The organism is Pseudacidovorax sp. 1753 (assembly GCF_040544975.1).
Taxonomy (GTDB): domain Bacteria; phylum Pseudomonadota; class Gammaproteobacteria; order Burkholderiales; family Burkholderiaceae_C; genus Xenophilus.
Genome location: NZ_JBEPKY010000016.1, coordinates 77,799 through 99,879, shown reverse-complemented (window position 1 = coordinate 99,879; position 22,081 = coordinate 77,799). Strand labels below are relative to the sequence as shown.

The window sequence follows — 22,081 nt, the reverse complement described above, 5'->3', positions numbered from 1 at the left end:
CATGTTGGCGCACCTCTTCAATGCCCGACCGGTGACGTCGCCGGCCATCTGGGGGCGCCTGCCGGCGCATGCCGACTTCGTGCGCCACGGTGTGCGCCACGGCGAGGCCGAAGGTTGGGAGGCATGGCTGAGGGGCGCACTCGGCCGAGCGGCCTCGCAGCACGAGCCGGATGCCGGCCGGGCCCTGCGTACCTCGATTCCCATCGCGTTCGTGCTGCCGCCGGGGCATGTGCCGTTTGCGCAGGGGCGGTTCGTGCTCGGCGTGATCCTGCCGTCGACCGACCGCGTGGGCAGGCGGCATCCTCTCGTGGTCTACCAGGTGGCGCGCCGGGTCTGGATCGAACGCCATTACGAGCGGCACGTCCATGAGCCCCGGAGCTGGCAGTTTGGGCTGGCGCGGCTTCTGGCCCAGCATGTCCAGGCGCGGGCCGACTGCGAGCTGCGGCAACTGGCGCAGCACGTCGACCGGCTGTGGTGCGAGTTGGGCGACGGTGGCTCCGGAGGCCCGGCAGGCAAGGCCGCGGATGCCCCGGCGGTCCGCGCGCCAGCGCATGGCTTCCACGACCCCGCGGCCGCGCTGCATGGGGTGCGGCACCTGCCATGGTCGGACTGGCCTCGGCGCCTGCAGGGCGTGCGCGGCCACTGCGCCTTCTGGCAGCAGGACGTGGCCGGGCGCTTCGTCAATGCCTCCGAGAACCTTGTATCGCTATGGGAGGGCCGGCATGGACGGCATGGTTGAGGCGCCACCGTTGCGGCTGCGGCTCACGCACAGCCATGGCAGGGCGGCCGATGCCCGCCTGGTCCTGGAGCCGGCCGGCATGGCCGTGGGACGGGTGCTGCAGTGTCTGGGTGAAGACGCGGCCGACCTTGGGTCGCAGGGCGATGGACAGCTCGCCTGGCAGGCCGCGGCGCAGCAGTGGCAACTGAGCCATGGGGGGGCGGGCCTGGCTTTCACCCTCAACGGCCGGCGCCTGGCGCTGGGCGAGACGGTGGCCTTGCGTGCGGGGGACGAGCTCGAGATCGGCCTGGTCCGTCTGGTGGTCGAGGGCGCCGGCATCGCAGGCGTGATGGAGGAGCGCGAACCGCGGGCGTGGCCCGCCGCCGGGCGCCAGGCAGAACCCGAGTTCGACCTGCGGGACCTCGCCGGGACGTCGGTCGCTGGCCCGATGGTCGTCGAGTCCGAACGCGCCACGGAGGACCCCTTCAGTGTCCTGGGTCTGGACGCCGTACGGTCGGCGGCGGTTGAGGACCCGTGGCTGGCGTTGCTCGGATTGGATCCCGGGCCAGTGGGCGCTGTGTCTGCGCCACCTTCTGCGGCCCAGCCTTCGGCCCGGGCGGCGCAGCCGGGCGTGCCGCTGCTCGAGCAACTGCACGAGGAGTTCGTGCGGGCGGTGCGCGACCCCACCGGGCTCCCAAGGCCTTGGGATTGGCCGGAGACGTCGCCCGACCCGCGGGGGCAGGCGCCCTCGTTCGATGCCCTGTGCGAGGAAGCCCGGTCCTTTGCCCTGCTGCGCGACATCCTTCAACCCCGGGAGGACATGGACAGGCTCATCGACCAGTTCCCCTCCCTGGGCGAGGGCGACCTGCTGGCCGTGGAGGGTGAACCGGACGTGCTGCGGCTCTTCGCGCCTGAGCTCGTGGCGGGCCTGTCCCCGGGGCTGCCCGCCCTGACCCGCCGGGAGCACCATGCCCTGGCCGCAGACAGTGCGGTACGACTGGGCCGCGCGATGAACGGCATCGGCGGCGGCGATGCGGTCCCTCCCAAGGGCGAGCGGCCATGACGGCGCAGGACATGCACCCCCCATCCGGCGAAGCACCCCAGGCCGGTGCCGTGCCCGCGCCGCAAGCGCGCGGCGAGCTCCGGGCCCCGCGGCTCGGGGCGGAGCCGCCCATGGCCGCGCCGCAGACCCGTGCGCACGAGCGCGGCGAGCGCGCCATGCACCCGGGTGTCCGCCTCACCCGGTTGCCGGCCGAGCGCACCTGGCGCGCCGATGGGCGGCTGCTGCCCACGCTCTTCGACCGGCTGCGCGACGACGCGCCCGGGCGTGCTGCCGGCGCGGGCGCCGAGCACGGCATCACGCCCGCCCAGTTGCGCGACATCGTGCAGCGCGACCTCGGCTACCTGCTCAATACCACCAATGTCGAAGACCTGATCGATCGCCGGCGCCATGAGGCCGCCGCGTCGTCCACCCTCAACTTCGGTGTGCCCGCATTGGCGGGAGGCTATGCGTCCGAGCGGCGCTGGGCCGACATCGAACGGATCATCCGCCGTGCGATCGCCGACTACGAACCGCGCCTGATCCCGCAGACCGTGCAGGTGCGGCCGCTGCTGACCGACGAGGCCCGGGACGCCTACAACGTGCTGCTCTTCGAGATCCACGCCATGATCGATTGCAAGCCCTTTCCGCTGGAGCTGACGGTGCGCAGCTCGCTCGATCTCGAGAACAGCCGGATCGCCGTGCGGCCGGCGGCCCCCGCCCTGGACACCCGGCACCCATGACGGCCACCTGCTGCGTGGCGTGAGGAACCATGGATCCCCAACTGCTCGATTACTACAACCGGGAACTGGTCTACATGCGGGAAACGGCGCGCGAATTCGCGGCGTCGCATCCCAGGATCGCAGGCCGGCTCGGCATGCTCGGCATCGAGGTGGCCGATCCCTATGTGGAGCGCCTGATCGAAGCCTTCTGCTTCATGTCGGCGCGCATGCAGATCAAGCTGGACGCCGAGTTCCCGCGCTTCACCCAGCGGCTGCTGGAGGTGCTCTACCCCAACTATCTGGCGCCCACGCCGTCGATGGCGGTCGCGCAGCTCCACCCCAACTACCAGGAGGGCGATCTTGCGCGTGGCTTCGTGGTGCCCCGGGACACGGCCTTTCACGGACAGGTGCCGGCCGGTGAGGAGACGCCTTGCGAGTTCCGGTCCGGCCAGGATGTCACGCTCTGGCCGATCGAGATCGTGGATGCCCGGCTCACGGGCGCTCCACCGGATCTGCCCGGCCTGGAGCGGCACCTGCCGGCCCATGTGCAGGTGGCCGGTGCGCTCCGACTGCGCCTGAGGACGGCGGGCGATCTGCGCTTCCACGACCTGGCAGGCTTCGACAGCCTGCCGGTGTACCTGTGCGGCGACCCGTCGGTCGCATCGCATCTGTTCGAGCTGCTGCACACGTCGGCCGTGGCGTCGTTCACCGGGGCGCCGGGCCAGTTGCTGGTGCGGCCCCATGCGGTCACGTCCCAGGCCCTGGTCCACCATGGGCTGGAGCCCGGACAGGGCCTGCTGCCGCTCGAATGGCGCAGCTTCCACGGCCACAACCTGCTGCACGAGTATTTCGCCTGTCCGGAGCGCTTCTACTTCTTCTCGCTGGCGGGGCTCGGGCCGGGCGTGAGGCAGGTGGCGCACAACGAGCTGGAGATCGTCGTGCTGCTGAGCCGGCCGCCCGGCGCGCTGGCGGCTGTGGTGGACAAAGGGCAGTTCGCGCTCTTCTGCACGCCGGTGGCCAACCTCTTCGAGCGCCGCACCGACCGGCTCGAGATGAATGCCGCCCAGCCCGAGTTCCATGTGGTGCCCGATCGCTCGCGGCCGCTCGATTTCGAGGTCTACGCCATCCGGTCCGTCGAAGGCCACCAGGCCCGCACCACGGCCGGTGTGGAGTTCCGGCCGCTCTACCAGAGCCTCAACGAGGACGAAGGCAACCTCGGCCGTTACTTCAGCGTCCGCCGCGAGGCGCGCACCGCGTCGGACACGGCGCGCCGCTACGGCACGCGCACCCCTTACGTCGGCACCGAGGTGTTCATCTCGCTCGTCGACCAGAACGAGGCGCCCTATCCCGAGGCCATCCGCTACCTGTCGCTGCGGGCGCTGCTCACCAACCGCGACCTGCCGGCGCTCATGCCACGCAACGGCCGCGCGGATTTGCGCGTGGCTGATTCCATTCCGGTGGAGGCGGTGGGACTGATCCGTCCGCCGAGCCTGCCCAAGCCGCCGTTCGCGGAGCGCGAGTTCGCGTGGCGGCTGGTGCGGCAGCTCAACTTCAACCACCTGCCGCTGGCGGACATCGGCCATCGTCCGGGGGCGCAGGGCCTGCGGGACCTGCTGCGGCTGTTCGTGAACGGCGCGGACGAGTCGCAGCTGCGCCAGATCGACAGCCTGGTGGGCTCGCGCATCGAGCCGGTGACCCGCCGCCTGCCCGGCAGCGGTCCGCTGGTGTACGGGCGTGGCGTGCAGTGCACCCTGACCGTGGACGAGCAGGGCTTCTCGGGCGCCAGCCCCTACCTGTTCGGGCTGGTGCTGGAGCAGTACCTGGCGCGGCACGTCAGCATCAACGTCTTCACGCAGACCCGTCTGGAGTCGATGCAGCGCGGCCTGGTGGCACAGTGGCCGGTGCGCATGGGCGGCCGCGGCATCGTCTAGGCACATGGCTGAAGCGACCGACCAGGCGCCGGCAGCCGGCATGGGACAGCAACCCGCCGCGGCCCGTGCCCATGCCTTGCTGGAGGCCCTGAGCCGTCAGCCCTGGAAGTTCGGCTTCCTGCCGCTGCTTCGGCGCCTGGGTGCCCTGCATCCGGCGCTGCCCCGCATCGGCCATGCGCAACGGCCACAGCAGGAGCCGGTGCGGTTGGGCCAGCGCGCCTCGCTGGCCTTTGCGCCGCGCGAGATCGCCGAAGCCGTGCTGCCGGCACGTGCCACGGCGGCGCCCTATGCGAGCGCCCATCCGCGACGGGGCAACAACCCGGCGCTGCCCGCCGTGCGTGTCTTCGGCCTGGGCCTGCTGGGGCCCAACGGTCCGCTGCCCCTGCACTACACCGAGATCGTGCGCGAGCGCTGGGAGAACCTCGGCGACCCGACGCTGGCGGACTTCCTCGATCTGTTCCACCACCGTTACCTGAGCCTGGTCTACCGCGCCTGGGCCGAAGGGCAGTCGGCGGCCGGGCTCGACCGGCCGGACGACGAGCGCTTCAGCCGGTACGTGGCGTGGCTCACCGGGCATGAACTGGGGGAGATCCAGCACGGACCGTTGACTGTGCATGCGCGGCTCTCGGCGGCCCCGCACCTGGCCGGCGGTACCCGCCACCCGGCGGGGCTGGCGGCGACCCTGGCCCATTTCTTCAAGGTGCATGTCGAGCTCCAGGAGTTCGTGATGCACTGGATCGACATCGAGAAACCGGACTGCAGTCGGCTTGGCCAGGCCAACGAGGCCGCACTGCTGGGCCAGGGCGCCATCGCTGGCGAGAAAGTGCCCGACCGCCAGAACAAGTTCCGGCTGGTGATCGGCCCCCTGTCGTTGCAGCAGTACCTGCGCTTCACGCCGGGAGGGGCCGACCTGCCGGTGCTGATCGAGTGGGTGCGCGGCTTCGTCGGCTTCGAGTTCGCCTGGGAGGTCGAGTTGCGCGTCCTGCGCGACAGCGCGCCGCCCGCCCGGCTGGAAGAAGGCGAGCGCCTGGGCTGGACGACCTGGCTGGGCCTTGCCGGCATGCCCGCGCCGTCCACCGGCGCGGCGGGTCCCGACCATGACGCATCCCCGCCGCGGGGCCGGCCGCGCGTGGCATCCCGTGCCGGGCCCGAGAAGGACCACGCCGTGGGAATGATCTTCGAGCCCGAACGCTACCTCCCGGACTGACCGGCGCCGCCTCATTTCTACGTTCTTCCGTTTCCTTCCCATGACCCTCGCCGTCCCCCACTCCGCGCCGCTGGCCGGGGCTCGCCATGTCCTCGGCGCCTCGGCCGACTGGCTGCTGCCCGTCAGCGACGTCGAACCCTGCGGTCCCAATCTGGAGTACGACCCGGAGTACGCGATGCTCTGGACGCGCCTGCAGCCGCGGGGCGAGGCGCAATACGGCAGCTTCGTCGACACGCCCGAAGGCCCCAACTGGGCCGAGGTCGAGCGCGATTGCCGCCGACTGCTGCTGCGCACCAAGGACCTGCACCTGATCATCTGCCTCACCCGCGCGCGCACCCGCCTGGGCCAGGCGGCGGGGCTGCTGCAGGGCCTGGACATGCTGGTGCAGTCACTGCGTGCCTGGCCCGACACGATCCATCCGCAGCCGGTCATCGACGGCGAGGCCGAGCCGGCGGTTCGCGCCAATGCGCTGGCGGCACTGGCCGATCCGGAGGGCCTGGTGGGCGACGTGCGCGAGATCGCGCTCGACACCGGGGCCGGCGTGCGCCTGACCGTGCGCGATGTGGAGCGGGCCCTGGCGGTGCCGCGGCCCGAGGATGCACGGTCGCCGGAGTCGGTGCGCCGACAACTGACCGCCCTGCGCCGGGCGGCCGTGGGGGATCCTGACGTGCCGGTGCACCAGCTGGCCGCCGCCTGCCGCCATGTACAGACCATCGCGGCCTGGTGCCGCAGCCATCTGGGCGAGCAGGCGCCCGACCTCCTGCCCCTGCAGCGCATGCTGGCGCTCTTCGTTCCCGCGGCCGATGAACTCGAAGCCGTGACCGCCGTGCCGCCTTCGCCGGCGGCGACCTCGACGCCCGCCGTGGTGGACCTGCGCCGACCGCCGCTGGCCGCGGGCCTGCGACCGGTCACGCGCGACGATGCGCTCGCCGCCATCCGCCAGGTGCGCGACTGGTTCGAGCTGCATGAACCCAGCAGCCCCGTCTCGGCGCTGCTGCGGCAGGCGGAGCGCATGGTCGGGCGGCGCTTCAGCGAGGTGGCCGACTGGGTGCCGCTGGACCTGCTGCGCCAGTGGGAGGCCGCCGACGAACAGGAGACGTCACGGGGAGGCCGGCCATGAACCTCGACGAAGGCGCCATCATCGCGCTGGGCTTGCTGCTGACCGGTGCAGGCGGCGCGCTGGGGGCGGCGTTCGCCCTGGCCGTCTTCTGGCGCAAGCTGCAGGCGGGTGCCGCACGCATGGTGGAAGAGCGCCTCGCCGCGCAGATCGCCGCCCTGCGCCAGGAACAGCAACGCCTGCCGCAGAGCGTGCAGCAGGCCCTTCAGGTCGAACTGGAGTTCCATGCGCGCGAACAGGCGGAGCGCGATGCGCACCATGCGGCCGAGCTGCGTGAGGTGCTGCGCGGCGCCCTGGCCGCCTATGGCTGGATGCCTGCCCCGCCGATGTCCCCCGTGCCCGCACCGGAGCCCGCCGCACCCGCATGGCCGCCAACTGCCGGCCCCGGCGTGGCGCCGCCGCTCGGGCCGGCCAGTCCCGGGCCGGCCGTGGTCGATGGTGCGCAGGCGCCGCGCGCACTGCCGCACTTGAGCGACGCGGAGATTGACGCCCTGCCTGCCGACCTCCCGCTGCCCTCGCGACGCGTGAAGCCGCCGCTGCGGCCCCCGGCCGGTCTGCCGGTGAAGCGGCTCTGAGCCCGCTCTGCGCCGCGGCCCGGCTTCCCTCAGGATCGGCCGGTGCGGCCGTCGCGGGTCAGTGCCCGATGCCGGGCACCGGCCGTGTGCGATAGAACTGCATCGGCACCGCCTCCATCTCCTTGCGCTGCTGCTGCAGCACGGAGCGCTTCATGCGGCCCACCACGTGCATCTCGCAGGGCTTGCAGTCGAAGCGCAGCGTGAGTTTCTCCTTGCCGTTGACCAGGTGCAGTGGCTCGGCCTTGATGGTGCCCTTGACGCCGATCACGCCCTTGGCCTGCTTGGGGCACAGGCTCAGCGAGAAGCGCACGCAGTGCTTGGTGATCATCAGGCTGACCTCGCCTTCCTCTTCCTGGCTCTCATAGGCCGCATCGATCACCTTGACGCCGTGGCGGGCGTAGAAGTCGTGGGCCTTCTGGTTGAAGACGTTGGCCAGGTAGCTCAGCGAATCCTCGGGATAGGGCGCGGGCGGCTCCACCGGCTGGGCACGCGGCAGGCGCTGGAAGCCCGCGGCGCGGGCCGACTCCAGCGCCTCCACGGCCTCGCGCCGCAGGGCATTGAGCTGCGAGGCGGGTACGAACCACGGCTGCGACAGCGCCAGCTGCAGGTCGATGAGTTCGAACACGGTGTTGCCGAAGCGGCCCAGCTGCTCGCGCAGGCTGGCCTCGGCCTGGGCGGCATCGCTGGCCGCCTCGTGCGGCAGCGCGATGTCGGCGGCGCCGACGAAGCCGTCCTCGTCGGTCAGCGTGAGCGCAAAGCCCTTTGGCGTCTCGGCCAGGTGGGCCCACAGGCCGATGCGGCGCTCGCTCGACTTCTTGTCCAGCATGCGCACCCAGTCCATGTCGCGGTTGCGGTTGAGCTCGGTGCCGCGGCGCAGGTCCTTGAAGCCCTCCATCGGGTCCTTGGGGAACACGCGCCACTTGCCGGCGCCAGGCTTGCCCACCGCCTCGGCGCGATTGATGGCCACGCCCACCAGCTCACGCTGCAGGTCGTAGTAGCACAGGCCGTCGCCGTTGTGCAGCACGGCGGCGTGGTCGGCGGTCTCCAGCTCGAACCAGTTGGGGCCGGTCTGCGTCACCCAGCCGATGGCGCGGCCCGGGTTCTTGGGCGTGTCGAAGGCGCCGATGTCCTGCTGGCGGCCGTTGACGAAGTAGTCGGTGAACTCGCGGTTGAAGTTCTGCTCGGGGTCGGGGGTGAAGAAGAAGCGCGTCGTGCCGCTCGACGCGCGGGCCAGCGGCGCGGCGCCGCCTTCGCGCTCCTCGACGATCTCGTCCAGCAGGCGGCGGTAGTGCGCCGTGATGTTCTTGACGTAGGCCATGTCCTTGTAGCGGCCTTCGATCTTGAAGCTGCGCACGCCGGCGTCGATCAGCACGCGCAGGTTGTCGGACTGGTTGTTGTCCTTCATCGACAGCACATGCTTGTCGTGGGCCACGAAGCGGCCCGCATCGTCCAGCACCTGGTAGGGCAGGCGGCAGGCCTGCGAGCAGTCGCCGCGGTTGGCGCTGCGGCCGGTGTGGGCATGGCTGATGTAGCACTGGCCGCTGTAGGCCACGCACAGCGCACCGTGGATGAAGAACTCGATGGTGCAGCGGCTGGGGTCGGTGGCGGCGCGCACGGCGGCGATCTGCTGCACCGTCAGCTCGCGTGCCAGCACGATCTGCGAGAGGCCGGCGTCCTGCAGAAAGCGCGCCTTCTCGGGCGTGCGGATGTCGGTCTGCGTGCTGGCGTGCAGCTGGATGGGCGGCAGGTCCAGCTCCAGCAGGCCCATGTCCTGGATGATGAGCGCATCGGCCCCCGCCTCGTACACCTGCCAGGCCATGCGGCGTGCGGCTTCGAGCTCGTCGTCGCGCAGGATCGTGTTGAGCGTGATGAAGATGCGGCTGCCGAAGCGGTGCGCATGGCGGATCAGCCGCTCCAGCCCCTGCATGTCGTTGCCCGCGCCGGCCCGTGCGCCGAAGGCCGGGCCGCCGATGTAGACGGCATCGGCGCCGTGGTTGATGGCCTCGATGCCGATGTCGGCGTCGCGGGCAGGGGAGAGCAGTTCGAGCTGGTGGGGCAGGAGCGACATGGTGGGCGCGGATTATCCCAGCGCGCCCGTTTTCCCTTGTTCCTCGCCTACTTGCGCTTGGCCTTGCCCTGCTTCTGCCAGTAGGTGAAGGGGTCCTCGTGCACCTCCAGGTCGATCTCGGCCACGCGGCGACCCAGGCGCTCCTGCACCTCGGCCACCGCCTGGTTGTAGACCAGCGGGCCGATCTCCTCCAGGAAGAAGTTGAGCAGGGCGCCGGCCGCGATGTTGCCGATGCGCTCTTCCATGTTCTCGGCGAAGTAGCGCTCGATGGAGGCCACGGCCTCCTGGCGCTGGTCGCGTTCCAGTTCGATGGACATTCAAAAGCCTCCGCGCTGGCGCGCTGCGGCGCGAGCGCACTTCGGAGCGGCCGGGCTGGCGCTCATTGTTTGACCTCCACCTTCATCCGCGCATTCGGCACCATGCCGTACATCTCCGGCGCGTACATCGCCTCGACGCGGCTGGGCGGCAGGGCGAAGTCGCCGGCGTTGTTCAGGCGCACGGTGTACTCCATCTTCACCACGCCCTTGGGCAGGTACTCGTAGTAGCTGCGGAAGGCCTCGAAGCTGCGCTCCTCGAAGGCCGGCGCGGCGCGGCCGGACGCCGACTTCTCGCCCTGCGTCGCGATCTGCGAATCGCGGCCCAGCCCGCTGCCCAGGATGGTGGCGCCGCCGGGGATCGGGTCGCTGATCACCACCCAGGTCATGTCGGTGCTGGCGTTCACCTCCAGCGCCACGCGCAGCACGTCGCCGCGGCTGTAGCGGCCGGCGTTGGCCTGCTCGACCGGCGTGATGGTCTTCTTGATGCTGTAGCCCGCGGCCACCGGCGCCGTCAGCGGCACGGCGGCCATCGACTGCACCGTGAGCCATGGCCGGCCGCTGCCCTGCTGCGTGACCAGCAGCGTGCCGCGACCCTCGCCGGCCGGCCAGGGCAGGCTCATGGTGTTGTTGCGCAGCATGCCGGCGGCGGCCGGGGCGCCGATGGCGCTGGCCTGGTGTGGCGCGCCGGTCGGGTCGCTGGCCTTGATGCGCTCGACGCGGGCCCAATCCACCTGCGCCTTGGCGTCGCCCAGCGTGGCGCCGGTGGTGCCGGTCACGGGCGCGCTCTCGAAGGCGCGGCTGAACTTCTCCAGCGCCAGGCCGCCCCACAGGTTGGCGGTGGTGGTGTTCCAGGCGCCGCGCTGCTGGCGGCCGATGAAGCCGGCGGCGATGCGGCCCAGGTCGTCCTTCCAGGCCGGGTCGTCCATCACCGTGAGCAGCAGACGCGCGGTGTTGACGTCGCCGCCCGCCATCAGCCACCACCAGTAGTCGTCCTGCTCGGTGCTGAAGATCAGCTTGGTGCCCTGGTAGGAAAGGCGGGCGCGCAGCACCTGGTCGGCCTCGCGCAGGCGCTGCTCGCGCTGGGGCACGTCCTTCACGCGGCGCAGCACGTTGATCCAGTCGATCACCGCGCTGGTGGGCCACTGGTTGGGCGCAATGGTGAGGCTGCCCGTCATGGCGCCGGTGGCGCGGCCGTAGCGCGACAGCGCCTCCAGCGCGGCCAGCTTGCGCACGTCCAGGTCCTTGCGCGGGCTCCAGAAGTCGCGCTGGATGCGGCCTTCGACGAAGGCGATCAGGCCGTTCTCCATCGGCGTGCGCACGGCGTCGGGCAGGGCGAAGGCAGGGTCGATGCCTGCGGCCTCGTTCGTCGCGGCCAGCAGGTAGCTGGTCAGGATGTCGCTGCCCCGATTGGCGTCGCCGCCCTGTGGCGGGAAGTAGCTGGCCAGGCCGTCGCCGTCCAGATAGCCGGGGATCTGCGCCGCGACCGACTGCCACAGCTTGCCGTCGCGCAGGCCGATGGACTTGCTGGTCTTCTGCTCCAGGCAGGCGAAGGGATAGCGGGCGAACCAGTCGCGCACGCCGGGCAGGCCCTCGGCCAGCCGCGGCTGCAGCGCCAGCTGGATGCCGCCGCGGCCGGGCAGGGCGCCGGCGGGCGCCTGCACGTCGAGCGTGAACATTCCGTCCACCTGGGCCAGCGTGGCCTGCTGCACCGTCACCGGCACGGCCGGCAGGATGCGCTGGCTGGCCTTGAGCGCGTCGCGCGCGTTGCCCGAAACGTCCCGGGCCTCGATCTCCCACAGGATGGCCTCGGCCCGCGTCTGGCCCAGTTGGGCGGGAGCGGTCACGTCCCAGGCCAGCTCGCGCGATTCGCCGGCCGGGATGTCCACCGTGCGCGGCGCCAGCGTCAGCAGCGTGGCGCGCGGCGCCACTTCCACCTTCATCGGCTTGGCCGTGGTGTTGCGCAGCGTGAACTGGGCTCGGAACTGGTCGTCCTCGCGCACCAGGGGCGGCAGGCCGCTGATGATCTGCAGGTCCTGCGTGCTCTGGATGGTGGCCTCGCCGGTGCCGAACAGGTTGGTGCCCGAGTCGGCGACGGCCACGATGCGGAAAGTGGTCAGCGCGTCGTTGAGCGGCACCGTCACCGTGGCCTGGCCGTTGGCGTCGAGCACCACGCGCGGGTTCCACAGCAGCAGCGTGTCCAGCAGCTCTCGCGTCGCCGCCTTGCCGCCGCCGCCGCCCGCAGGCACGGCCTTCTTGCCGTAATGTCGGCGACCGACGATCTCCATCTGCGCCGTCGAGGTCGACACGCCCCAACTGCGCCGCTGCAGCATCGCCTCCAGCAGCTTCCAGCTGTCGTTGGGCATCAGTTCCAGCAGCGCCTGGTCGACGGCGGCCAGCGCCACCTCGGCGCCCGCCGCCGGCTTGCCGCCCGGCAGGCGGGCGGTGATGGTCACCTGCGCCTTGCCCCGCACGGTGTACTTGGGCTGGTCGGTGGCCACCTCCACATCCAGGCGGTGCGCCTCGGTGCCGACGCGGATCTCGGCCACGCCGAGGCGATAGGCCGGCTTGGACAGGTCCACCATCGCCGTCGGCGCCACATACTCGCGGCCCTCGACCCAGAAGGCCGTCCACCATTCACGCGGCGCCTTCCAGCCCCAGCTGAAGAAGGAATACCACGGCACCTCGCGCAGCCGGCCGCGCAGGGCCAGCACGCTCACGTACACGTTCGGGCCCCATTCGGGCTTGATGGTGAGGTTGACCGTCGGGTCCTGGCCGTTGAGCTGCACCACCTGGGTGTCGAGCACGCCCTCGCGCTCCACCGACACCAGCGCGGTGGCAAAGCGGAAGGGGCTGCGCACCTGGAACTTGGCGACCTCGCCGGGCTGGTAGCTCTTCTTCTCGGGCAGCACGTCGATGCGGTCGTTGTCCTCGCCGCCGAACCACAGCTCGCCCTGCTTGGTCACCCAGACCGAGCCGGCGGCCCGGCTCGCGCGGCCTTCGCCGTCGGTGGCGGTCGCCACCAGCTCGACCTCGCCGGCCTCCTTGATCTGCGCCTCGCACAGCAGCAGGCCGCGGCTGTCGGTCTGGCCATTGCACACGGTGCCCAGTGGCTTAACCTCGGTCTTGTTGTCATAGGTGTAGAAGCCGCCCACCATCCGCTTGCGGCTGGTGGTGGTGATGCGGGCCACGGCCTCGACCTTGATCTTGGCGTTGGGCTGCGGCTTGCCGGCCAGGTCCAGCGCCAGGGCCTGGAAGCGCAGTTGCCGGTCGGTGGAGACCCAGCCCTCCGTCTTGATGCCCGCGACCACGGCGGCCGGCCACAGCGTGCGCGTGCTGCGCAGCGTCTGCACCTCGCCGTTGGGGTCGGCATAGCTGGCTTCGAGCAGCAGCTCGCGCGGGCCGGTGTCGGCCGTGGCGGGCAGCTTGTCGACGTTGACGCGGCCGGCGCCGCTGCGGTCCAGCGTCAGCGGCAGCTTGTCGGCGACGACGCGGGTGTCCTGCGTGGATTCGGGCTGTTCTTCATCACTGTTGGATGAGCGCTCCTCGGCCTTGCGCGGCGGCGAGAAGCTGAAGCCGTCGAAGTCCGGGTAGTTCGGCACCATGCCGCGCACCATGGCCGACACGCGCACCGGCAGGTTGGTGGCCGGACCGCCCGAGACGTAGTTCACCTGCACCGCCACCGGCAGGCTGGTAACGGCCACCAGCGGCTTGTTGTCGGCGGGCGCCACGCGGCCTTCCAGCACCGGCAGGCGGAATTCCTCGACGCGGAACTGGCCGGTCGAATAGCTGCGGCCACTGCGATCGCCGTCTTCCTCGGCCTCGCCGCGCTGCGGCGCTGATCCACTCCGCAGCTCGATCTGGTAGACGCCCAGTTTGGCCGCCGGCGGCACCTGGAAGCTGTTCTCCGCGCTCAGGCCGCCGGTGCCGGTGGAGCGCCAGTTGATCGGCTGGGTGAACTCCTGCCCGCTGCCCACATGCGTGATGACCAGTCGGCCCGGCCGGTCCGTCGGCAGGCCGAAGCCCTGCGCCGTCTGGGTGCGGATCAGGTGCTTCATCGACACCGTCTCGCCGGCGCGCAGCAGCGGCCGGTCGAGCACGGTATGCGCCACCACGTCGGGCTGCGCGTCCATGCTGGTGGGCACGTTGAAGCGCCAGGGCTCGATGCCGCGCTGCCAGTTGCTCCAGACGAAGGCCAGGTCTTCCACGCCCTTGTCGTCCTTGGCGCGGGCGCTGACGAACCAGGCGGCCTCGCTGTAGTAGTCGTCCTCGCCCGAACAGCTCGTCGGCTCGGAGGGCACGTCGGCCAGACGGGCCAGGCCGTTGGCATCGGTGCGGGCCGTGGCGATTTCCCTGCCGAGGCAGTCCGACACGCGCACCTGCGCATTGGCCACCGGCTTGCCCTTGTCGAGCGTGGTGACCCAGGCCAGGCTGTTCTCGCGGCCCAGCTTGAAGTGCACCGCCAGATTGGTGGCGAGCGCCGTCGTGCGCACGTACATCGTGCGGTTGGCGCCGTACTCCTCGTTCAGCAGGGCCTCGCCCAGCTTGCGGGAGGCGATCTCCAGCACATGGAAACCGGGCGTGAGCGGAATGCCCACCACCTCGAAGGGCCGGTCGTCGGCGGCATCGGACTTGGGCATGTCCAGCTGGCGTGCGCCGGCCTGGCTGGTCAGCAGCGAGACGGCGCGCGTCTCCACCCGCTTGGCGTTGTCCCGGTCCACCACCGGTGGCAGCGGTGCGCGGCTGTCGCGGCGGGCCTCGTCGCGCGCCACCGTGGTCTGGTCGTAGCGCTGCACCTTGCGGTACCAGGCGATGATCTCGGCGTCGGTCTTCGGATTGAGGTCGCTCACCTTGCCGGGCGTCAGCGCCTCCACACGCAGGGCAGGCTCCACGCGGCGCACGGTCACCGGCATCAGCGCCACGCCGTTCGGCTCGGCCAGGCGCTCGACCACGCCGAAGGGCGAGGCGGCGAACTTGGCCAGTGGCGGCATGGCGCCGGTGGCGGTCTTCATCGGAAAGCCGTCCTCCTGGCCCAGCGTGCGGCCAGAGGCGTCCTGGAAGCCGCGGGGCAGCGAGATGGTGAACTCGGTGCGCTCGGGAAAGGGCGCGGGCAGGGTGACCGAATCGACCACCGCGTCGTCGCCGCCGCCGTTGTCCTCCAGCACCGGCTTGATGGTCTTGCCACCGCCCTTGGCCTCGATCTGGCCCGCCAGCTTGCGGGTGACCGGTGCGTTGAAGCTCAGCATCATGGGCCGAAGCGGCAGGCAGGCGGCCTGCGCGTTCTCACGCTCGCAGCTGAAGCTGACAGCGAAGGGCTCGCGCACCTCGAAGGACAGGCGCTTCTCCACCGAGTTGGCGACGCCCGAAGGCGTCGCCACCCCCTTGCCGTACACCAGCTGCACCCGGCTGCCGGGCGTGAGCGTTCGGTTGCATTGCAGGGCGACGAAGCGCAGGGGCTCCTTCTTCGCGAGGCTTTCGACGCCGCGTGCCTTGATCAGCACCGCGCGCTGCTCGCCCTCGACCAGCTTGACCGGAATGCGCTCGCCCATTCCATCAGCGGCGCACCAGAGGTTGGACTGAAGGCTCTCGGGCGTGGCGGGGCCGGTGAGCTGGAGCAGGAAGAGCTGCTCCTCGTCGATCTTGCCGTAGCTGGGCCAGTGGTTGCGCACCGCCGGGCCGCCGGTGCTGAAGGCGTAGCTCTGCGGACCGGCCAGTGCATCGCCGGCGGGCGACTTGAAGTTGGCGACGCGGGTGGCGGTGCAGCGCACGCCGGCGGGCAGGTCGTCCTCGAAAGTCCAGACCCAGCGGCGGTCGCTGGTCCAGCGGCCGCTGCCGCGGCCGGCCTGGGCGTTGTCGCAGCTGACGGTGAGTGGCGCGGGCGCCTGGGCATCGCCGAAGCGCACCGCCGGCTGGTCGAAGGTGGCCACCACCTGCCGCACGCGGGCCACCTCGCCCTGGGGCGACAGGTTGGCGATCTGCAGGGCCTGGGCGCCCAGGGCCGTCAAGCCGGCCGCAAACAGGGCGGCGACGGACGGAAGGCGTCGTGCAAGTCTCATTTCTTGTCCCTCTGACTCGGAAAGCACCCGGCAGGTTAGCGGATGTCCGCGGCATACCCGCCGCAGAACCGGCCGCCTCCTACAATCGCGCCCTCGTCCGCAGGCCGTGCGCGTGGGTGGCAGTAAGCCGTTTCGCTTCAGGCCCGACCGCCGCCACCCGCCTCATGAAACGCCATTGGGAAATCGACGCCTTGCGCGGGCTGATGCTCGTGCTGATGACCGTCACCCACCTGCCCACCCACTTCACTGACCCGCTCGGCCAGCCCTTCGGCTGGGTGTCCGCCGCCGAGGGCTTCGTGCTGCTGTCGGCCTTCATGGCGGGGCTGGTCTACAGCCGCTATGCGCGGCGCGACGGCGTGGAGTCCATGCGCAGCGCCTTCTGGCGGCGGGTGCTCAAGATCTACCTGGCGCATGCGGCGCTGCTGCTTTTCCTGTTCACCGTGATCACGGCGCTGGGCGTGCGGCGCATGCAGCCGGCGGTGACCAATCTCGTGTCCTGGTACCTCGCGCAGCCCGGTGAAGGCTTCGTCTTCGGCCTGCTGCTGGTCTACGAGCCGGCGCTGCTGGACATCCTGCCGATGTACATCTTCTTCATGCTGCTGAGCCCCTGGGTGCTGGCTTTCGCACTGCGCCATCAGCGCTGGGGCTGGCCGGCGGTCATGGTGGCCAGCGCCTTGCTGTGGATCGGCGCGCAGTACGGGATGAGCGAATGGCTGTACGGCTGGACCTTCGCGCTGACGGGCCTGCCGGTGCCTTTCAACGAGATGGGCGCCTTCAATGCCTATGCCTGGCAGTTCCTGTGGTTCGGTGGACTGTGGCTGGGCTTCACGCGCAGCGCGCCGCATGCCCGGCCCCTGCGGTTGCACTGGGCGGTGGTTCTGCCGGCGGTGGCGGTGGCGCTGGTGGGGCTGTACTGGCGGCACTTCGGCGAGCATGGCCAGGCGCCCTTCGGCGCGGACATCGCCCGCAATCTGTGGGTGGACAAGTGGCAGCTGGGGCCGCTGCGCCTGCTCAACCTGATCGCGCTGGGCATCGTCGCCATCCGCTTCGGCCCGACCTGGGCCCGCTGGCTGCCGCGCGTGCGCTGGCTGGAGACGCTGGGCCGCGCGTCGCTGCCGGCCTTCTGCGCGCATCTGGTGGCGGTGCTGACGGTGCTGGCCATCTTCGGCGACAGCCAGACCTCGCGCCCCTGGTGGGCCGACACGTTGCTGCTGGCCGTGGTGCTGGCGTGGATGTGGGCCGTGGCGCGCTATACCCAGAACGCGGATGCCGCGCCGCCCGAAGAGACGGTTCAGCCGCCCGAGGACCTGGGGTCGGCGAAGGCCATTGCGCCCGCCGGATCTGCCGGCCTGACCTGAAGCCGGGCGGCTGGAGTACCGCCCGCGGCCATGTCGCCGCCGGACCCACGCAGGGCCGGCCGGGTGTCGCCGGTCAGTGCGGCCGGCTGGCCGTCGCCATTGCACCCGTCGGCGCCATCGCCGGCACCGAGGGTACGGCCGCCGCGCTGGAGGCGCCCACCGCAGGCGGGGGTTGCACGGGCGTCGCCGCCTGCGCCCCGGCCGTCGGCTGCACCTGGCTGGCGATCACCGAATGCCAGACGCGATAACCCGCCTCGGTCATGTGCAGCCGGTCCGGCAGGAAGAGTTCGGGCCGCGGCTGCCCGTCGGCGCCCAGCATGGGGTTGAAGATGTCGATGAAGTCCGACTTGGCCTGGGTGCGCAGGTAGGCCGCGATGATGTCGTTGGTCTCGCGGATCTTCGGCAGCAGGTGGGCCCGCGACGGGCTGGGCTTGATCGAGATGTAGCTGATGCGTGTGTCCGGCAGCTCGTTCTGCACGGTGTTGACGAACAGCGCGAAGTCTTCCAGCACCTGGAAGGGCGTGCGGCCTTCGGCCAGGTCGTTGTCGCCGGCGTAGACCAGCACATGGCTGGGCTTGTAGCGCACCACCAGGTCGCGCACGAAGAGGCTGCAGTCGGCCATGGTCGAGCCGCCGAAACCGCGGTTGATGACCACCGGCCAATTGCGGAAGTCCTGGGCCAGGTTGGTCCACATCCGCACCGTGGAACTGCCGACGAAGAGCACGCCGCCCTCGGCCGGCAGGGCCGCCTTGTCCGCCTTCTCGAAGGCGTCGAGCGAAGCCTTCCAGCGCGCGTGGGCCGCCAGGTAGGCGGGCGACGGCCCGTTGGTGGCGACGGCCACCGGGCTCTGCGCCAGGGCCGAAGCGGTCGCCAGCAAGGTGGCGAGACCCAGGACCACCGGGCGCACGCGCGCACCGAGGCGGGACGAAAGGTGGGGCAGGAGTGTCATCGGCACGAAGAACTCAACCGAACGGCAGCGCAATCGGTTGACGGCTGTCCGAAAAGCAACGGATGTTAGGTCAGCCTGTCGCCGACGCGCCAGCGCGGCCGCCCATTCCCGCACTCGCCACGCGGGCGACGGCTCCTCTTATTGGCAAGGGACGGCATGCCTCTGCCCTGATCGAGCGGCCGCGGAGCAGGCCATGCCAGGGCACCCGAGGAACTGGCTCCGCCAGGCCTCTGGGTGCGCCCCCCTCCAAGCCGAAGGCTGTAGAGAGGGGAGCCGCGAAGCGGCATGGGGGGATCAAAGTTTCTGGATTTTTGCCTTGGCGATCACGTCGCTCCAGCGCTGGATGTCGGCCGCCAGGAAGTCGCGTGCCTGCTGCGGCGTGCTGCTGCGCGCCGTGAGGTTCAGGTCGCGCAGGCGCTGGACCAACTCGGGCTTGGCCAGGGCCGCCTGGATCTCCTTGCTGAGGCGGTCCACCACGGCGGGCGGCGTCTTTGCGGGCGCGGCCAGGCCATTCCAGGAGCTCAGGTTCATCTGGGCGAAGGCCGGGCCGGTCTCGCGGGCGGCGGGTACGTCGGGCAGCTGGGGCGCGCGGTCCTTGCCGAGCACGGCCAGCGCACGCAGCGTCTTGCCCGAGATCTGCGTCACCAGCGGGCCCAGGATGTCGACCATGGCGTCGATCTCGCCGCCGCGCACGGCCGTCACCACCGGCGGGGTGCCGTTGAAGGGCACCACCTGCGCGTCGATGCCAGCCGTGAGCTTGAACATCTCGGCCGCCAGGTTCTGCGTGGTGCCGATCTGCGGCGTTCCGATGTTGAGCTTGCCGGGATTGGCCTTGGCCCAACTGACCATCTCGGGCAGGCTCTTGAAGCGGCTGTTGCCGGCCACGGCGATCACCAGGTCGAAGGTGGCCAGCAGCGAGATGGGCGCGAAGTCCTTCAGCGTGTCGAAGGGCATGGTCTTGAACAGTGCCGCGCTCACGGCCGAGCCGCTGGAGATCAGCAGCAGGGTGTGGCCGTCCGGCTCGGCGCGCGAGACGGTCTCGCCCGCCACGATGCCCCCGGCGCTCGGCTTGTTGTCGATCACCACCGCCTGGCCCAGCGGTCCGGCGATGGCCTGGCCCACGGCACGGGCCGTCAGGTCGGCGCCGCCGCCGGCGGCATTGGGCACCACGATGCGGATCGGGCGCGACGGAAAGGTGCCCTGGGCCCCGGCCAGGCCGGGCAGCAGGCTGCCGGCGGCCAGCGCGGCGGAATGGGCTAGGAATTGGCGTTTGCTGTGCATGTCTCGTTCTTGGCGAGGGAGGGAAGAGGGGAGATCCGGCAGCCGCGCTCAGTCGCGCGTCGCCTTGCGCTGCACGCAGTCGACGTAGGCGTGGCCGTCGGGCGGCCGCCCGGCGCGCTGGCTTTCCCACATCATGCGGCCGAGGCACTCCATGGCCTCGTGGTGCGCCTCCAGCAGCGATCCGCGGCGCGCGGCCAGCAGTTCCACCGCCTGGCGGATGCCGCGCGGCTGGTCGATGGAGCACTGCTCGCTGATCGACAGGTGCATCGACAGGTGCAGGAAGGGGTTCTCGCGGCCGTCCTTGCCGTCGTAGACGCGGGCGACGGCGGCGTCGGCGTCGGCCAGGTCGGCGTGGTATTCGGGGTGCTGCGCAATCCACTCCGCGGCGATGATCTCGAGCGCCTCCATGGGCTGGCCGGCGCGGTGCTTGGCGTGGACGGCGCAGAAGAAGCGCCGTACGTCTTCCTGGGTGGGATTGAACATCCTGCCGAGGTTAGCACCGGCCACCACGCTGCCGCCGCGGGGCTGTCTTGCGCATCAGGCAAGATCGCGGATTCCCCATTTCACCGTCCGGATGACCAACCTGCCCCCCTGGGCCCGCGAACTGGGCTCCCGAATGCGCGAGCGCGCCCCGCTCAAGATCGTCGGCACCACCATCTGGGTGTGGGTGTTCTTCATCGGCTACTTCTACCTGCTGCGCCACCCGGCGCGGCCACCCCTGGTCATGCCGCTGACCTGGGTCGATGCCTGGGTGCCCTTCGAGCCCCTTGCGCTGGTGCCCTACCTGTCGCTGTGGCTGTACGTGGGCATCGCCCCGGGGCTGCTGCGCGGCTTCATGCCGCTTCTGGTCTATGGCGTTTGGGCGGGGGCGCTGTGCGCCTGTGGGCTGATGATCTTCTACCTGTGGCCCACGCAGATTCCTCCGCTGCCGCTGGACCGCGCCGATGCGCCCGGCTTCGCGCTGCTGGCCGGCATCGACGCGGCGGGCAATGCCTGCCCGTCGATGCACGTGGCCATCTCCGTCTTCACGGCGGTATGGATCGAGCACCTGCTGCGGCGCGTGGGGGCGCCGGCGGCGCTTCGGCTGACGAGCCTGGCCTGGGTGCTGGCCATCGCCTGGTCCACGCTGGCCACCCGGCAGCATGTGGCCTGGGACGTGGTGGGCGGCACGGCGCTGGGCCTGGTGTTTGCTGCGGCCTCGCTGCGGTGGCGCTGGCGCGAGCCGGACGAGGCCCCGCGGATCGAACGGCTATCATGAAATTTGACATTACAGACACAAGACTCATGAGCTCGCTGAAGGAATTGCAGGATCTGATCCAGGAGAAATACGGCATCGACCCTGCCACCCTGGACCCGAACGAGTCCATGCGCGACAAGGGGCTCGATTCCCTCGCCCTGGTTGAATTCCTGTTCGAGATCGAGGACCGCTTCAAGATCTCCATGCCCGATCCGGATCCGAGCATCGAGACCCTCGCCGGCCTGGCCGCGGTGGTCGACAAGGCGCGTGCCGAGGCGGCCGCGAAGCAGGCCTCGTGACGCAGGTCGCCATCACCGGGCTGGGCGTGGTCTCGCCGCATGGCGAGGACGCCCAGGCCATGTTCGCGGCCCTGATGCGGGGCGAATCCGCCATCCGGCCCGTCTTTCCCGACCTGCCCAAGCCCGCCGCCGCGGCCACGCTGCAGTTCGACGAATCCCGCTGGTTCACCAAGCTGCAGCTGCCCGGCGTGGACCGGGTCAGCCAGCTGGCGGTCGCCGCCGCCGAGATGGCCGTCCGCGATGCCGGCGCACTGCGCGATGTGGCGCCTGAGCGCCTTGGTGTCTACGGCGGCTGTGGCATGGGCGGCGCCACGGCGCTGGAGGCCGCCTACCGCGGCAACGGCCGGGTGCCTCCGCTGACCATTCCCGCCTTCATGCCCAACGCGCCGGCGTCGCAGGTGGCGATGCGGCTGAATGCGCGCGGGCCGGTGTTCACCTATTCGGTGGCCTGCGCCTCGTCGGCGGTGGCCATCGCCGAGGCCGCCAAGGCGGTGCAGCGCGGCGAGGTCGATGTGGCCATCGCCGGCGGCAGCGAGGCGCTGATCGTTCCCGGCGTGGTGCTGGCCTGGCAGGCCATGCAGACGCTGGCGCCGGTGGTCCCCGGCGAGGAATCGCGCGCCGTGCGGCCCTTCGCGGCCGACCGGGCCGGCTTCGCGCTGGGCGAGGGTGCGGCCTTCCTGGTGCTCGAATCGGCCGAGCGCGCCCGCGCGCGCGGCGCCGCGGCGCATGCCCTGCTGACCGGCTGGGGCCACAGTTGCGACGCCACCCACCTGACCAAGCCCGACGCGGCCGGCCAGGCCCGCGCGATGCGCGCCGCCCTGCAGGTGGCCGGCCTGCAGCCGTCCGATGTCGGTTACTGCAATGCCCATGGCACCGCCACCCGAATCGGCGACGGCGTCGAGGCCGAGGCGCTGAGTGCCGTCTGGGGCGATGCCATCGGCGCGCTGCGCGTCAGCTCCACCAAGGCGCTGCATGGCCACCTGCTGGGTGCGGCCGGCGCGCTGGAGGCGGCCATCACCGTGCTGGCGGTCAAGAACGGCCAGTTGCCGCCCAATGCCCATGCCGAGCAGCCCGATCCGGCCTTCGGCCTGAACCTGGTGCCGGCGGCCGGCCTGGATGCGCCCGACCTGCGGGCGGCCGTCAGCAGCTCCTTCGCCTTCGGCGGCTCCAACGCGGTGCTGCTGTTCGAACGATCCTGACCGCGCGCCCG

17 protein-coding genes are annotated in these 22,081 nt (G+C 71.0%); 11 read left to right on the top strand and 6 right to left on the bottom strand.

Features of this window, described 5'->3' with window-relative positions; genetic code table 11:
* Position 1: 1 nt before the first annotated feature.
* From tagF to ABIC63_RS20145, 7 genes are read left to right on the top strand one after another with little or no spacing between them, the layout of a single operon-like run.
* Positions 2-739, top strand: a complete 738-nt coding sequence (gene tagF, locus ABIC63_RS20175; protein WP_354321100.1) for a type VI secretion system-associated protein TagF — start codon at positions 2-4, stop codon at positions 737-739.
* Positions 723-1,781, top strand: a complete 1,059-nt coding sequence (locus tag ABIC63_RS20170; protein WP_354321099.1) for a TagK domain-containing protein — start codon at positions 723-725, stop codon at positions 1,779-1,781. Before tagF ends, ABIC63_RS20170 begins: the two co-directional genes overlap by 17 nt.
* An 11-nt stretch (positions 1,782-1,792) precedes the next feature.
* On the top strand, positions 1,793-2,500 hold the full coding sequence (gene tssE, locus ABIC63_RS20165; RefSeq protein ID WP_354321098.1) for a type VI secretion system baseplate subunit TssE: 708 nt from the start codon (positions 1,793-1,795) through the stop codon (positions 2,498-2,500).
* Positions 2,501-2,529: 29 nt separating this feature from the next.
* Positions 2,530-4,410, top strand: a complete 1,881-nt coding sequence (tssF, locus tag ABIC63_RS20160) for a type VI secretion system baseplate subunit TssF (RefSeq protein WP_354321097.1) — start codon at positions 2,530-2,532, stop codon at positions 4,408-4,410.
* A gap of 4 nt (positions 4,411-4,414) precedes the next feature.
* Positions 4,415-5,617: a type VI secretion system baseplate subunit TssG gene (tssG, locus tag ABIC63_RS20155; RefSeq protein WP_354321096.1), complete on the top strand. Its 1,203-nt coding sequence runs from the start codon at positions 4,415-4,417 to the stop codon at positions 5,615-5,617.
* A 40-nt stretch (positions 5,618-5,657) separates the two neighbouring features.
* Positions 5,658-6,737 carry a type VI secretion system protein TssA gene (locus ABIC63_RS20150; protein WP_354321095.1) on the top strand — a complete coding sequence of 360 codons (1,080 nt, stop codon included), beginning with the start codon at positions 5,658-5,660 and terminating at the stop codon, positions 6,735-6,737.
* Positions 6,734-7,309 (top strand): hypothetical protein, encoded by a 576-nt coding sequence (locus ABIC63_RS20145; RefSeq protein WP_354321094.1) that lies wholly within the window; start codon positions 6,734-6,736, stop codon positions 7,307-7,309. Before ABIC63_RS20150 ends, ABIC63_RS20145 begins: the two co-directional genes overlap by 4 nt.
* Positions 7,310-7,367: 58 nt before the next feature.
* Here the strand turns inward: ABIC63_RS20145 and ABIC63_RS20140 are convergent, their stop codons facing one another.
* From ABIC63_RS20140 to ABIC63_RS20130, 3 genes are all read right to left on the bottom strand, one after another.
* Positions 7,368-9,377, bottom strand: a complete 2,010-nt coding sequence (locus tag ABIC63_RS20140; protein WP_354321093.1) for a peptidase U32 family protein — start codon at positions 9,375-9,377, stop codon at positions 7,368-7,370.
* Between the two features lie 47 nt (positions 9,378-9,424).
* Positions 9,425-9,694 carry a DUF2164 domain-containing protein gene (locus tag ABIC63_RS20135; RefSeq protein ID WP_354321092.1) on the bottom strand — a complete coding sequence of 90 codons (270 nt, stop codon included), beginning with the start codon at positions 9,692-9,694 and terminating at the stop codon, positions 9,425-9,427.
* A 62-nt stretch (positions 9,695-9,756) separates the two neighbouring features.
* Complete coding sequence (locus tag ABIC63_RS20130; RefSeq protein WP_354321091.1) at positions 9,757-15,747, bottom strand: alpha-2-macroglobulin family protein; 5,991 nt, start codon at positions 15,745-15,747, stop codon at positions 9,757-9,759.
* A 164-nt stretch (positions 15,748-15,911) separates the two neighbouring features.
* On the opposite strand from ABIC63_RS20130, the gene opgC reads away from it, so the two are divergent.
* Positions 15,912-17,105: an OpgC domain-containing protein gene (opgC, locus tag ABIC63_RS20125; RefSeq protein ID WP_354321090.1), complete on the top strand. Its 1,194-nt coding sequence runs from the start codon at positions 15,912-15,914 to the stop codon at positions 17,103-17,105.
* Between the two features lie 73 nt (positions 17,106-17,178).
* On the opposite strand, the gene ABIC63_RS20120 is transcribed toward opgC, so the two are convergent.
* The 3 genes from ABIC63_RS20120 to ABIC63_RS20110 all read right to left on the bottom strand — a co-directional run bounded on the left by ABIC63_RS20120 (position 17,179) and on the right by ABIC63_RS20110 (position 19,818).
* Positions 17,179-18,054 (bottom strand): SGNH/GDSL hydrolase family protein, encoded by an 876-nt coding sequence (locus tag ABIC63_RS20120; RefSeq protein ID WP_354321146.1) that lies wholly within the window; start codon positions 18,052-18,054, stop codon positions 17,179-17,181.
* Positions 18,055-18,348: 294 nt separating this feature from the next.
* On the bottom strand, positions 18,349-19,335 hold the full coding sequence (locus ABIC63_RS20115) for a Bug family tripartite tricarboxylate transporter substrate binding protein (protein ID WP_294370018.1): 987 nt from the start codon (positions 19,333-19,335) through the stop codon (positions 18,349-18,351).
* 48 nt (positions 19,336-19,383) lie between these two features.
* Positions 19,384-19,818 carry a DUF1841 family protein gene (locus ABIC63_RS20110; RefSeq protein WP_234197961.1) on the bottom strand — a complete coding sequence of 145 codons (435 nt, stop codon included), beginning with the start codon at positions 19,816-19,818 and terminating at the stop codon, positions 19,384-19,386.
* A 91-nt stretch (positions 19,819-19,909) separates the two neighbouring features.
* On the opposite strand from ABIC63_RS20110, the gene ABIC63_RS20105 reads away from it, so the two are divergent.
* The 3 genes from ABIC63_RS20105 to ABIC63_RS20095 are packed head-to-tail and all read left to right on the top strand — an operon-like array spanning position 19,910 to position 22,070.
* A complete protein-coding gene (locus ABIC63_RS20105) occupies positions 19,910-20,593 on the top strand; it encodes a phosphatase PAP2 family protein (RefSeq protein WP_294370011.1) in 684 nt (227 codons plus the stop codon).
* Between the two features lie 26 nt (positions 20,594-20,619).
* Positions 20,620-20,871: an acyl carrier protein gene (locus tag ABIC63_RS20100; RefSeq protein WP_017759745.1), complete on the top strand. Its 252-nt coding sequence runs from the start codon at positions 20,620-20,622 to the stop codon at positions 20,869-20,871.
* Positions 20,868-22,070 (top strand): beta-ketoacyl-[acyl-carrier-protein] synthase family protein, encoded by a 1,203-nt coding sequence (locus tag ABIC63_RS20095; protein ID WP_354321089.1) that lies wholly within the window; start codon positions 20,868-20,870, stop codon positions 22,068-22,070. The genes ABIC63_RS20100 and ABIC63_RS20095 overlap by 4 nt, the downstream gene beginning before the upstream one ends.
* The last annotated feature ends 11 nt before the right edge of the window (positions 22,071-22,081 follow it).